The organism is Streptomyces sp. A2-16, from assembly GCF_018128905.1.
Lineage (GTDB): Bacteria > Actinomycetota > Actinomycetes > Streptomycetales > Streptomycetaceae > Streptomyces.
Genome location: NZ_CP063808.1, coordinates 2639486 through 2651669 on the forward strand (window position 1 = coordinate 2639486; position 12184 = coordinate 2651669).

At 69.0% G+C, this 12184-nt stretch carries 10 protein-coding genes; 3 read left to right on the plus strand and 7 right to left on the minus strand.

Annotated elements, in window-relative coordinates; translation table 11 throughout:
• Positions 1-18: 18 nt before the first annotated feature.
• The 6 genes from IOD14_RS11915 to IOD14_RS11940 form a co-directional block, all read right to left on the minus strand.
• On the minus strand, positions 19-885 hold the full coding sequence (locus IOD14_RS11915; RefSeq protein WP_123992384.1) for a carbohydrate ABC transporter permease: 867 nt from the start codon (positions 883-885) through the stop codon (positions 19-21).
• Positions 882-1850, minus strand: a complete 969-nt coding sequence (locus IOD14_RS11920; protein WP_123992385.1) for a sugar ABC transporter permease — start codon at positions 1848-1850, stop codon at positions 882-884. The genes IOD14_RS11915 and IOD14_RS11920 overlap by 4 nt, the downstream gene beginning before the upstream one ends.
• Positions 1851-1870: 20 nt before the next feature.
• On the minus strand, positions 1871-3136 hold the full coding sequence (locus IOD14_RS11925; RefSeq protein WP_123992386.1) for a sugar ABC transporter substrate-binding protein: 1266 nt from the start codon (positions 3134-3136) through the stop codon (positions 1871-1873).
• 232 nt (positions 3137-3368) lie between these two features.
• Positions 3369-5213: a glycoside hydrolase gene (locus IOD14_RS11930; protein WP_123992387.1), complete on the minus strand. Its 1845-nt coding sequence runs from the start codon at positions 5211-5213 to the stop codon at positions 3369-3371.
• Positions 5214-5251: 38 nt separating this feature from the next.
• Complete coding sequence (locus IOD14_RS11935; protein ID WP_123992388.1) at positions 5252-6499, minus strand: ROK family transcriptional regulator; 1248 nt, start codon at positions 6497-6499, stop codon at positions 5252-5254.
• A 116-nt stretch (positions 6500-6615) separates the two neighbouring features.
• Positions 6616-7869, minus strand: coding sequence for an FAD-binding protein (locus IOD14_RS11940; RefSeq protein WP_212670215.1), 1254 nt, complete (start codon positions 7867-7869; stop codon positions 6616-6618).
• Between the two features lie 108 nt (positions 7870-7977).
• Between IOD14_RS11940 and IOD14_RS11945 the strand changes: the two genes are divergently transcribed.
• The 3 genes from IOD14_RS11945 (at position 7978) to IOD14_RS11955 (ending at position 11129) form a co-directional block, all read left to right on the plus strand.
• Entirely contained in the window at positions 7978-8985 is a 1008-nt protein-coding gene (locus tag IOD14_RS11945) for a hydroxyacid dehydrogenase (RefSeq protein ID WP_123992390.1), read from the plus strand.
• A gap of 96 nt (positions 8986-9081) precedes the next feature.
• A complete protein-coding gene (locus IOD14_RS11950) occupies positions 9082-9744 on the plus strand; it encodes a pyridoxamine 5'-phosphate oxidase family protein (RefSeq protein ID WP_212673253.1) in 663 nt (220 codons plus the stop codon).
• Between the two features lie 62 nt (positions 9745-9806).
• The gene (locus IOD14_RS11955) at positions 9807-11129 is read left to right on the plus strand and encodes a radical SAM protein (protein ID WP_123992391.1); all 1323 of its coding nucleotides are present in this window, start codon (positions 9807-9809) and stop codon (positions 11127-11129) included.
• 380 nt (positions 11130-11509) lie between these two features.
• Here the strand turns inward: IOD14_RS11955 and IOD14_RS11960 are convergent, their stop codons facing one another.
• Positions 11510-12037: a hypothetical protein gene (locus IOD14_RS11960; RefSeq protein ID WP_212670216.1), complete on the minus strand. Its 528-nt coding sequence runs from the start codon at positions 12035-12037 to the stop codon at positions 11510-11512.
• Between the last annotated feature and the right edge of the window lie 147 nt (positions 12038-12184).

Consider the following 12184-nt stretch of genomic DNA (forward strand, 5'->3'; position numbering starts at 1 on the left):
GGTCCTGAGAGAGAGGTGTCAGCCCTTGATGCCGGTCTGCGCGATCCCCTGCACCAGCCAGCGCTGGAGGAAGAGGAACACGAAGATCAGGGGCAGGATCGAAATGGCGGCGGCCATGAAGATCAGGTGGAAGTTGACGGTCTGGTTGGTCATGAAGGAGGAGAGCGCGATCTGGACGGTCCAGGAGCTCGGGTCCTGACCCATGACCAGGGGCCACAGGAAGGAGTTCCAGGCGCCGATGAACGTGATCGTGGCGATGGCCGCGAAGAAGTTCAGCGAGTTGGGTACGACGATCCGCCAGTACGCGCCCCAGTAACCGAGCCCGTCCACGCGTGCCGCCTCCTCCAGCTCCTTCGGGAATCCCAGGAAGTACTGCCGGAACAGGAAGCAGGTGAAGCCGCTGAACAGGCCCGGGATGATCAGGCCACGATACGTGTCCACCCAGCCGAGGGAGGAGACCAGCACGAAGCTCGGGACGAAGGTCACGGCCGTCGGGACCATCAGGGTCGCGAGGACGGCGTAGAAGACCTTGTTGGCGTGCTTGTAGGGGATGCGGGCCAGGCCGTAACCGGCCAGCGAGCAGACCAGGAGGGTGCCCAGGGTGCTGGAGACGGCGACGACCAGCGAGTTCACCATGGAGCGGCCGAACTCGACCGTGGGGTCGTTGAACAGTTCGGAGACGTTGCCCCACTGGAAGGAGGGCAGCACCTTCCAGTTCTCGCCGGTGATCTCCGGGTCCGTGGAGAGGGCGTTGCGGAAGATCAGGTAGAAGGGGATCAGGAACAGCAGGGCGGCGACACCGACGGCGATGTAGAGGCCCGTGTTGCCGAAGACGCCCCGGCCCTTGCCGCGCCGCTTGCCGACCGGAGGAGTGGTGGTGGTCACTTGGAGTCCTCCCCCCTTCCGAAGCCCATGAACTTGCCCTGGATCAGGGTGACGAGACAGATGAGCAGCGACAGGATGACCGCGCCCGCGCTGCCCGCGCCGTAGTCCTGGCTGGTGCCGAGGGCGGTCTTGTAGAGCTCCATCAGCGGTGTCTGGGCCCAGGTCGCGTTCTGCCCGATGATGTTGAAGAACTCGTCGAACGCCTGATAGGCCGCGACGAGCAGCAGCAGGATCACGGCAGTCGACGTGGCGCGCAGCTGCGGCAGCGTGATGTGCCGGAAGGTCTGCCAGCCGGGCTTGGCGCCGTCGATGGCGGCGGCCTCGTACAGCTCGGTCGGGATGTTCTGCAGCGCGGCCAGGAACAGGATCATGTAGAACCCGGACTGGATCCACAGCCGCAGGGTCACGATGACCACCCAGTACCAGGGCGGGCTGGGGTTGGCCAGGTAAGCGATGTTCTCGACGCCGAACCAGCCGAGAACGGTGTTCATCAGGCCGAAGCGGACACCGCTGAAGATGGACATCTTCCAGATCAGCGCGGCGGCCACGTAGGAGACCGCGGTCGGCAGGAAGAACACCGAGCGGAAGAACGCGCGCATGAACCGCAGCCGGTTGACCAGCAGTGCGAGCCCCAGTGACAACGCCCAGGTGGTGGGCACGATGAACGCGGCGAACACCGTGAAGGTCAGCAGCGAGTCGGGGAAGTTGCTGTTGGTCAGGATCTGCTTGTAGTTGTCGAAGCCGATGAACTTGCTCGGCGTGACGGTGTACCGCGCGTCGAAGAAGCTGAGCCAGACGCTCCAGAAGATCGGAACGAAGACGAAGATCACCAGGCCGATGAGGAAGGGCCCGGTGAAGAGCCAGAAGTTGAAGGTGGCGTTGCCCCGCAGGCCCCGCCGCGGCCGGGCCGGAGAGGCCTTGGCCGGGGCGGGCTGGGCGACCCCGCGCGTGGTGGTGGTCGACATGACGTGGTCTTCCCGGCGGCCTAACCGAACAGCTTCTTGAGCTCGACGTTGACCTTCTTGTCGCAGGTGTCGAGCGCCGCCTCCGGGTTGCCGTTCTTGCGGACGGAGGACGCGATCACCTCGGCGAACGCGGTCTGCATCGTCTGGTCGTAGGCGATGTTGTCGAAGTGGCCGTAGTCGGTGAAGAGCTTCACGCCCTCGGCGGGCAGGCCGGTCTTGAGCTTGGTGGCCGAGTTGGCGATCGAGGTACGCGGCGGGATGTGGAAGCCGTACGAGGTGGCCCAGTCCTCCTGGTACTGCTTCTGGTCGATCCACAGCCACTTGACGTATTCCTTGGCGGCCTCGACGTTCTTGCCCTTGGCGTTGACGAAGATCGACCAGCCGCCGTTGTAGACGGACTGCTTGCCTGCGGAGCCGATCTTCGGGAACGGGAAGATGCCGAGGTCGTCGCCGAGCGCCTTCTGCATGGCCGGCATGGACCACATGCCACCCCACTGCATGGCGCACAGGCCCTGGTTGAGCGAGGAGGGGTCCCAGAAGTCGGTCGGGGCGTCCAGGAGCACGTTGCCGCTGGTGAACAGCTGGCGCAGCTGCTTCAGGCCCTCGACGACGCCGTCCGTGTGGTAGGCGATCTCGTTGTTGGCGTTGATCGTGTCGGCGCCGGCGGACCAGATGATGACGTTCTGGATCGCGGTGAAGTCGTTGCCGAGGAAGACGCCCTTGACCTTGTTGGTGGTGAGCTTGGCGGCGGCCTCGATCAGCTCCTCGAGCGTGGTCGGGACCTCGACCTTGGCCTTCTCGAACATCGACTTGCGGTAGTAGAAGAACTGCGGGTCGTCGATCATCCGTATCCCGTAGATCTTCCCGTCGACTGTGTGGGACTTGATGTCGTTCGGGTTGAAGTCGTCCTTGACCGGGTTGATCAGGTCGGTCAGGTCCGCCACCTGGCCGCTCTTGACGAGCTGGAGCTGCGGGTGGAACTCGAAGACGTCGGGCGCCTTCTTGGTGAGCAGGGCCGCGAAGAGGGCGGACTCGAAGTTGTTGCCCGTGATCCAGTTGGTGCTCACGTCGGCCTTCTTGTACGCCGCCGCGTACCGCTTGATGGCCTGCTCCGTGCCCGCCTCGCCGTAGGCGTGGAAGTACTGGGTCAGGGCGGTGCCCGAACCCGAGCCGCCCCCACGGCCGTTGTTGCCGCCGCACGCGGCCAGTCCGCCGGCGGCGGCCAGACCCATCGCGGCCTTCATCACGTTACGACGGTTCCAGTTGGTGCTGCTCATTGCCGACATGCTGACGTCCTTGTCTCGAATACGGCTTGCGGCTCTGCGCCTTGGCTCTGCGGCTCAGTGCCAGGTGGCTCAAATGTTGTGGCGGTGCGGGGACGTTAACCTTCGGCTAAGGCTTCGGCAAGGGGTTGGACGAAGTCTGTGCGAAGCGTTGTGCAGCGTTCGGGATACCGGACGCCCCCGGGTTGCGGGCCGCCGCACCAGCGGCCCGCAACCCCTTTGTGGAAGTGCTGCGTTACTGCTTGAACCAGGCCTGGTTGGTCCCGCCGTTGCAGGTCCACAGGCCGACCTTGCTGCCCTCGGCCGTCGCCTGTCCGCCGACGTCCAGGCACTTGCCCGACGCCTCGCTGACGACTTGGCCGTTGGAGTTCAGCAGCCATTGCTGGCTGCCGTCACGGGTCGCCTCCGGGCTCGTCACCAGACCCGAACTCCCCGCGGTCAGATAGCCGTTCACGCCCTTCAGACGACCCTTCGCGTCGTACGACCACACCTGCTCGGGCCCGCCCGTGCAGCTGTTGATCGCCGCCCCGGAGGTGCCCGCGGTCAGGCACTTGCCGGACTGCTTGCCCTGGAGCGCGCCCGTGACCGCCGAAGTGCCGTGGCCCTTCTGGTCGAGGACGTACGTCGTGATGGACCGGGCCGGCAGGGTCGCCGAGGCCGTGCCGCCCTTGACCGAGGGCCTGGCGACCTTCGCCCAGCTCTCGGTCGCCGAGGTCCGCACGGCCTTGCTCGCGCGCACCGGCGTCTTGCTGTTGAAGTGCAGCTGCAGGGCGGTGTCGGTGGTGTTGTGGTTGTTGACCACGACGACCCACTTGCCGTGGTCGTCGTACGTCGACACCTCGACGCCGTCCGGTGCGCCGGTCACGTTGTGCGCGACCGAGCCGGGCCGGACGAACTTGCTGTACTGGCCGAGCGCGTAGTAGCGCTTGGTGTAGTACAGGGTCTGGTTGCCGTTGGTGGCGTAGTTCGGGTCGTAGTAGATCAGGCCGTCGTTCCAGCCCTCGCTGTTGCGCGCGAGCGGATCGGTGCCGATCATCTCCGACAGGGCGACCCACCACTGGAACGCCGAGTCGTGCGCGGTCGCGAAGTCCTTGTAGATGATCCGGGACAGGTTCAGACCGCCGTCGATCGTGGGGTCGTACTCCTGCGCCCAGCCCGTACCGCCGTTGCCGAAGCAGCAGATCTCCGTGGACCAGGACTGCTTGCCGACCGACTTGGACGTCTCGTAGATCTTCGCCCGCTGGTCGTCGCCCGGGTTGTTGTACGTGTGGTGGGCGAGCTTGTCGACGTACTGGGCGGTGTCCGGCTGCGAGATCCACTGCGGGACCTCGGTGTTGAAGTTCACCGTGCTGCTGGACTCGTCCGCGATGATGCCGGTCCTCTGGCCACGGGCCTGCTGCTCGGCACCCAACGCCCGCACGATGTCGTCGCGCTGATCGACGGGTACCAGCATGCCCTCCTGGCCGCAGCTGTCGAAGCTGTTGGTCGGCTCGTTGAAGGGACTGATGTAGTCGAACTTCACGCCCTGCTTGGTGAAGTGGGCGGTGACGTCGGCGACGTACTTCGCGTAGTCCTGGGTGTTCTCCGCCTTCAGATAGCCGCCGCAGCTCTTCGCGTTGGTCTTCCACTGCGCGGGCGCGCTGTTGACGAAGGCGATCAGGTCCTTCACGCCGTACTTGGCGGCCGCGTACAGGAACGTACGGCCCGCCTTGTCCTTGCTCCAGTCGTACGTCCCGTCGTCCTTGAGGAAGTCCTCGGGGGCGCGCGGCGCGTAGGTCACCCCGGTGCCGCCACCGCCGATGTTGTAGCGGTAGCTGCTCAGCGCCAGGCCGTCCTCGGAGAAGAGCAGCTTGGCGACCTTGGCCTGGACCTTGGGGTCGAAGTTCTTCAGGTCGTTGACCCACCAGGCGCCCGAGGCGCCGATGTTGTCGATGGTCTGGGCGGCGTGCGGGGACACTTCGGCCACCGTGGGGGTGGCGGCCGAGGCGGACGGGGCGGATATCAGGGGTCCCGCGACAGCGAACGCGGCTGCGGCTGTCAGCAGGGCCGATCTCTTGCGGTGGGGGTGAGACACGTGCATCCCTTCCGTCGTCATGAAGGTGGTGCGGTGTACGGCTCCTAGCGGGGGTTGTGCGCCTTGCTCCTCGCCGGGGCGAGGCGTTTTGTTGCAGACCGCTGCCCGACCGACTGGAGGGCCCCTTCGAGCGCGAACGTCGCCGCGCCCAGACATGCCGGGTCCGTCGGGATCGGGGAGAGGACGATCTCGGTGGCGGCCATCGGCCGGGGCAGCGCGTGCCGGGCGACGGCCTCGCGCACCTCCGCGACCAGGGGCTCGCCGAGGGCGGCCGCGACCCAGCTGCTGAGCACGACCACCTCGGGGTTGAACAGGTTGACCAGGTGCGCGATGGAGGCGCCCAGATAGCGGGCGGTGTGCCGGACGACCTCCTGCGCCACCGGGTCCCCGGTGAGCATCCCCCTCGCCAGCGCGGCGATCGTCGCCGTCTGGTCGCCCGGATGCAGCAGCTCGCTGTCGGGGCTCAGCTCCTGCAGGTTCAGCATGATCCCGGGGGCACCCACATACGTCTCCACACAGCCGTGGTTGCCGCAGCGGCAAAGGCGTCCGTCCAGGACGATCGTGTTGTGGCCCCACTCGCCGGCGCTGTTGGACACGCCGCGGTGCAGGGCGCCGCCCAGCACGAGCCCGGCGCCCACACCGGTGCCGAGGGTGACCACCACGGCGTTCCCGCTGCCGCGCGCGGCCCCGAACCACAGCTCGGCCACGGCGACGGCACGCAGCGGGTTGTCCAGGTAGAGCGGGTAGGCGATGTACTCGGAGAGCAGGTCCACCAGCGGCACGTCGTGCCAGTCCCAGTTGGGCGCGTACTCCGAGATACCGGTCGCGCGGTCCACCTGCCCCGGCACGCTCACGCCCACGCCGAGCACCCGGGCGCCCTCGATCCCGGCCTGCGCGACCACCGAGCCGACGGCGGCGGCGACATGGCTGACCACCTGCTCGGGGAGGCTCTCGCCGGGGCGGACGTCCTCCTCGGCGCGGGCCAGGACGTTCAGCGCGAGGTCGAACAGCTCGACATGGACGTAGGTCTCCGCGATGTCCACGCCGATCAACGCGCCCCCCGACGCGTTGACGGCCACGAGACCCCGTGGGCGCCCGCCCGCCGACTCCTCGAAACCGACCTCCGTGATCATCCGCAGGTCGAGCAGCTCGCCCACGAGCGTGGCGACGGTGGCCAGGCTCAGCCCGGTGGCCGCCGCCAGCTCCTGCCGGGACGTGGGCGACTCGGCGATGATCTGGCGCAGCACCTCGTAGCGGTTCGCGGTGCGGATGTCACGTGATGTGCGCTTCACCAGGGCCCGACCCCCATCCCTTCAGCTCATGCCGGGACGACAGTGGCACCGGCGCGGCGCAAGGCTATGGGCTGCGGGGACTTTGTACAAGGGGTTAGGAAAGGGGCTTTATAAAGTCAGTCGGCGAGTACGCTCCGAACGAAGGCGTTGGCGAATTTTGCCTCGGGGTCCAGCTCACGCGCCAGCTCGCGGAAGTCGCCGAGCCTCGGGTAGCGCTCGCGCAGGATCCCGGCGGGCGTGGTGAACACCTTCCCCCAGTGCGGCCGCGCCTCGAAGGCGTGCAGCGCCTCCTCCAGCCGGCGCACCACCGGCAGGACGGCCGCGGTGTCCTCGATCCAGGTGAAGTGCAGGGCCACGGTGTCCCGGCCGTAGGAAGGGCTGAGCCACTGCTCGTCGGCGGCCACGGTCCGCACCTCGCAGATCTGCAGCACGCCGGCGACCGTCTCCCGGATGCCCTCCACCGCGTGCAGCGCCTCGACGGCGTGCGCGCGCGGCAGCAGGTACTCCGACTGGAGCTCCGCCCCGCTGCTCGGCGTGAACTCGGCCCGGAAGTGCGGCAGTCGGTCGTGCCAGGGCCCCGGCGCCCCGAACTGCTCGGTGCAGTTGACCGCGGGCATCCCCGGGACCGGGTGCATCTTCTCGGTGGCGGGCGCGGCCCACGGGAAGTCGGCGAGCGGCTGGTCCGTGCGCCGCTTGACCCACACCTGCCGGAAACCCGGCGCCCGCCAGTCGGTGAACAGGCTGACGCTGTACGCCGCCGACATGACCGTCTCGAAGCCCGCCGGGTCCAGCCCGGCGAGGGGGAGTTCGGTGAAGACGTACTGCTCCACGTCGAACGACGGCACGAGGTCCAGGGTGAGCGCGGTGACGACACCGAGCGCGCCGAGCGAGGTGACCGCGCCGCCGAAGCGCGGGTCGCCCCGGCCGATGGTCAGCGCGGAGCCGTCGGCCGTGATCAGCTCCACCTCGCGCACCGCCGAGGACAGCGGACCGTTGCCGACCCCCGAACCGTGGGTGCCGGTCGCGACCGAGCCGGCCACGGAAATGTGCGGCAGCGACGCCATGTTGGGCAGCGCGAGGCCGTGGGCGTGCACCGCGCGGGCCAGTTCGGCGTACCGGACGCCGCCCGCGACCCGTACCGTACGGGCGGCGGTGTCCACGTCGATCACCGGCGGCAGGTCGGCGATCGAGAGCAGGACGCCCTCGGGGCCCGGCTCGGCGATCTCGTTGAAGGAGTGCCCGCTGCCCAGCACCCGCACCCGGGCGCTCTCCGCGACCAGGGCGGCGACCCGGTCCGGCGAAGAGGGGCGGTGCAGCTCCTTGGCGGAGTAGGTGATGTTCCCCGCCCAATTCGTGATCGTCTCCGACATGTCCGTCGTTCCTCCCGGGAGTGCGTATGCGTTGACCCTCTCATTTGCCGAGCTCTACCGTAGAGAGCGTTTTCTACAAGCTTTCGGCAGTTCTGGAGGACCACCACCTTGCCCGAGCGACCCCAGGCGCTGTTCGCCATGACCGCCGAGAACGTGCCGCTCGTGTTCCCTCCCCAGGTGCTGGCGCGCCTGCGGGAGTCCGTGGACATCGATCCCGGGCTGGTGGCCGAGGACCTCACCGACCCGGCGCTCGCGGACGTCCTGGCCCGCACCGAGATCCTCGTGACCGGCTGGGGCTGCCCCCGGCTGGACGCTGCCGTCCTCGACGCGGCCCCCGCACTCCGGGCCGTCCTCCACTCGGCCGGCTCGGTCAAGGGCTTCGTCACCCCCGAGATCTGGCGGCGCGGGATCGCCGTCTCCTCGGCCGCCGAGGCCAACGCGCTGCCCGTCGCCGAGTACACGCTCGCCGCGATCCTGCTGGCCGGGAAGGACGTCTTCGTGCGCCGCGAACGGCTGCGCGCCGAACGGGTGTCTCCCGGCTGGGGGGTCGTGCGCGGCATCGGCAACCACGGGCGGCGGGTCGGGGTGATCGGCGCGTCCCGGATCGGGCGCAAGGTGATCGAGCTGCTGCGGCCGTTCGACCTGGCGGTGAGCCTGAGCGATCCGTACGTCGACGAGGCGGGGGCCGCGAAGCTGGGTGTGCCCCTGCTGGGGCTGGACGAGCTGCTGCGCACCTCGCGGATCGTGACCGTCCACGCCCCGGAGACCCCCGAGACCCGGCATCTGATCGGCCGCCGCGAGCTGGCCCTCATGCCGGACGGAGGGGTCCTGATCAACACCGCGCGGGGCAGTCTGGTCGACACGGACGCCCTCGTGGACGAACTGCGCACCGGCCGCCTGTCCGCGGTCCTCGACGTCACCGACCCCGAGCCCCTGCCCGCGGACTCACCCCTCCACCACCTCCCGGGCGCCTTCGTCACCCCGCACCTCGCCGGGTCCCAGGGCAACGAGCTGGCGCGGCTGGGGCTGGCGGTCGCGGAGGAGGCGGAGCGGGTGGTGTCCGGAGCCGGGCTCGCGTGCCCGGTGCACTACGCCGAGCTGGAGCGAACGGCCTGAGATGCGGATTTCGTTGTTCTGGAGTCGCTGGACGGTCTAATAGGTCAGGGGTCTGGTCTTGGGGACACTGGATCAGTAGCGTCCTGATCCATGGCCATGGCTCCTGATCCCCTGCCCGAGACCGACCTCACCCGCCACCGGCGCCTGCGCGAGCAGGGCAGCCTGGACCGGGCGGACCTCGAGGCGATCCTCGACGCCGGGTTCGTCTGTCATCTCGGAGTCGTCGTCGAGGGGCGGCCGCTGGTCGTGCCCACGGTGTACGGGCGCGTCGAGCGGCGGCTCTATCTGCACGGCTCGGTGGCCAGCCGCAGTCTCGCGGGCGGCGGACCGGTCTGCGTGACCGTCACGCACGTCGACGGACTGGTCCTCGCACGGTCCGTCTTCGAGCACGGCGTCAACTACCGCAGCGCCATGATCCACGGCGAGGCCCGCAAGGTGACCGACCCCGAGGAGAAGCTGGCGGGCCTGCGCCGGCTGACCGAGCACGCCGCGCCGGGGCAGTGGTCGTACGCGCGCAGGCCGAGCCGCAAGGAACTCGCGGCCACCACCCTGCTCGCCCTCCGCCTCGACGAGGCCTCCGTCAAGATCCGTACCGGCCCGCCCGACGACGGTGAGGGGCCCGACGCCGAACTCGGCCTGTGGGCCGGTGTGCTTCCGCTCACCTCGACGTGGGGCGCGCCCGTTTCCGACCCGTCACTGCCCCCGGAAACGCCCGTACCGGCCCATATCGCACGCCGAGAGGGGACCCGGCACGGGTGATGTCGGTGCGAGGGCATACCGTGAGGAGTCGGTCGTACGTCTGAGCCGGGAGGAGACACGGGATGGGCAGCCGTACCGCGCTGGTCGAGGATCTGATGGAGAGGTTTCCGCAGGTACCGCGGGAAGCCGTCTTCAAGGAGGACCTGCTGCGAGGCGGTGTGGCCTTCGACCCGTCCGCCCTCAGTGACAACGAGTCGGGTGAGGTGAAGCCGAAGTCGTACTTCATCTTCTCCTTCGACCACGGGACCCTGCCGGAGCTGGGCGAGGCCGCGCTCCGGCGGCCGCCGGAGGAGATCATCCTCACCGGTGGGCCGTACGACCTGCGCCGGACCGTCGTCTCGGTGCGGGTGAACCCCTCCTCGCCCTATCGCGTCGCCGCCGACGACCAGGGTGTGCTCGGGCTCTACCTCGACGGGAAGCGGATCGCCGACGTGGGCGTGCCGCCGATGCCGGAGTACTACCGGCACAAGCTCTCCAGCGGGAAGTCCGTCATGGAGGTCGCCCCGACCATCCAGTGGGGCTACCTGATCTACCTGACCGTCTTCCGGGTGTGCCAGTACTTCGGCGCCAAGGAGGAGTGCCAGTACTGCGACATCAACCACAACTGGCGCCAGCACAAGGCGGCCGGGCGGCCGTACACCGGGGTCAAGGACGTCGAGGAGGTCCTCGAGGCCCTGGAGATCATCGACCGGTACGACACCGCGAAGGCGTCCACCGCCTACACGCTCACCGGCGGCGCGATCACCAAGACCGTCTCCGGGCGCGACGAGGCCGACTTCTACGGCCACTACGCCAAGGCCATCGAGGAGCGCTTCCCGGGCCGGTGGATCGGCAAGGTCGTGGCCCAGGCGCTGCCGCGCGACGACGTGCAGCGGTTCAAGGACTACGGCGTGCAGATCTACCACCCCAACTACGAGGTGTGGGACGAGTACCTGTTCAAGATGTACTGCCCGGGCAAGGAGCGGTACGTCGGCCGGGACGTGTGGCACAAGCGCATCCTGGACTCGGCGGAGGTGTTCGGGGCGCGCAACGTGATCCCCAACTTCGTCGCGGGCGTCGAGATGGCGGAGCCCTTCGGCTTCAAGACGGTCGACGAGGCGATCGCGTCCACCACCGAGGGGCTGCGGTTCTTCATGTCGCACGGCATCACACCGCGCTTCACCACGTGGTGCCCCGAGCCGACGACCCCGCTCGGCAAGGCCAACCCGCAGGGCGCGCCGCTGGAGTACCACATCCGGCTGCTCCAGGCCTACCGCCAGACCATGGAGGACTTCGGCCTCTCCTCGCCCCCCGGCTACGGCCCGCCCGGACCCGGCCGCGCGGTCTTCTCCGTGAGCTCCTTCATGGACAGCCTTCCGGCGACGCCGGAGCCGGTGGAGGTCTGAGGCGGTGGAGGTCTGGGCCGGTCGAGGTGTGAACCCCGGTTCAGGGTCGGTCCAGGTCTGATGCTTGCGGGTCGACGGGCGGCCGCCGTTACAGGACCGGCCGCGGGGCAAGGGCTGGAGTGGGTGCCGAGGTTCGGCGCGTGCGGCCGGCCGGGGCCCGAGGTCGCGGGGCCTGCTGATGTCGCTGTGGCGGGGTGGGCGCCGGAACGTCGGCCTTCGGTAACGTCACCCGGGGCCGGCTCTCATGTGAGCGCCTCGGAATCCCCGGGGCCTCCTGCCCGTGACGCTCGGCTCCCGCAGCTCCCGCAGCTCCGAGCGGCTCCCGTAGCTCCCGCAGCTCCGAGCGGCTCCCGCAGTGCTGCCAGTCCTGCCGGGAGCTGTCAGTTGACGCCGAGTGTCGTGAGGAGTTCGGTGACGCGGCGGCCCGGCAGCGGGGTCCACTTGGGGGTCGGGGCCAGCTCGGCGACCACCGGGGCCAGCCACTCCGGGTCGCCCAGCAGGCGCGCCGCCCCTGCCTCGGCGGTCTTCCGGAACAGGTCTCCGAGCAGAAACATGTGCTGGTAGGTGTAGGCGCGCTCGTGGTGGCCGTAGACCACCTTCCAGCCCTCCTGCGGATACCGCAGGTGCGCCCCCACGACGCAGGCCTCGGGCCCGGCCTCCAGGTGGCCGCCGCCGAGCGCGTTCACCACGCCGCCGGTGCGGGTGGCCAGCCAGGTCCGGGCGGACGCCTTCACCGTCAGGCCCACCACCCTGGACCACGGCACCGCGGAGCGCGCCTCGGGCACCCCGCGCACATGGTGCTCCATGCCGTCCCGCGTGAGCACCACGCACGAACCCTGCCCGCGCTTCGGATCCCCGATGACCCACCGGTCCCCGACCAGCTCCAGCGGTCCCAGAAGCCCCGACATGATCCCCCTCCGCACCGGTCGAACCGCACCCCGGCTCACCCCGTCCGGGAAACTGATTCTCCGTTACGGCTGGTTCCTGTGTGGCGGGATTGATACGTTCCGGCTTCCGGTCCGTACTGGATGACGTAGCTGCGCGCAGTGTTGTGC

Bases quoted from the DNA above. Each gene is read 5' to 3' on its own strand.
- IOD14_RS11920 (WP_123992385.1), bottom strand. From the start codon at position 1,850: ATGTCGACCACCACCACGCGCGGGGTCGCCCAGCCCGCCCCGGCCAAG.
- IOD14_RS11925 (WP_123992386.1), bottom strand. From the start codon at position 3,136: ATGTCGGCAATGAGCAGCACCAACTGGAACCGTCGTAACGTGATGAAG.
- IOD14_RS11930 (WP_123992387.1), bottom strand. From the start codon at position 5,213: ATGCACGTGTCTCACCCCCACCGCAAGAGATCGGCCCTGCTGACAGCC.
- IOD14_RS11940 (WP_212670215.1), bottom strand. From the start codon at position 7,869: ATGTCGGAGACGATCACGAATTGGGCGGGGAACATCACCTACTCCGCC.
- IOD14_RS11950 (WP_212673253.1), top strand. From the start codon at position 9,082: ATGGCTCCTGATCCCCTGCCCGAGACCGACCTCACCCGCCACCGGCGC.
- IOD14_RS11955 (WP_123992391.1), top strand. From the start codon at position 9,807: ATGGGCAGCCGTACCGCGCTGGTCGAGGATCTGATGGAGAGGTTTCCG.
- IOD14_RS11960 (WP_212670216.1), bottom strand. From the start codon at position 12,037: ATGTCGGGGCTTCTGGGACCGCTGGAGCTGGTCGGGGACCGGTGGGTC.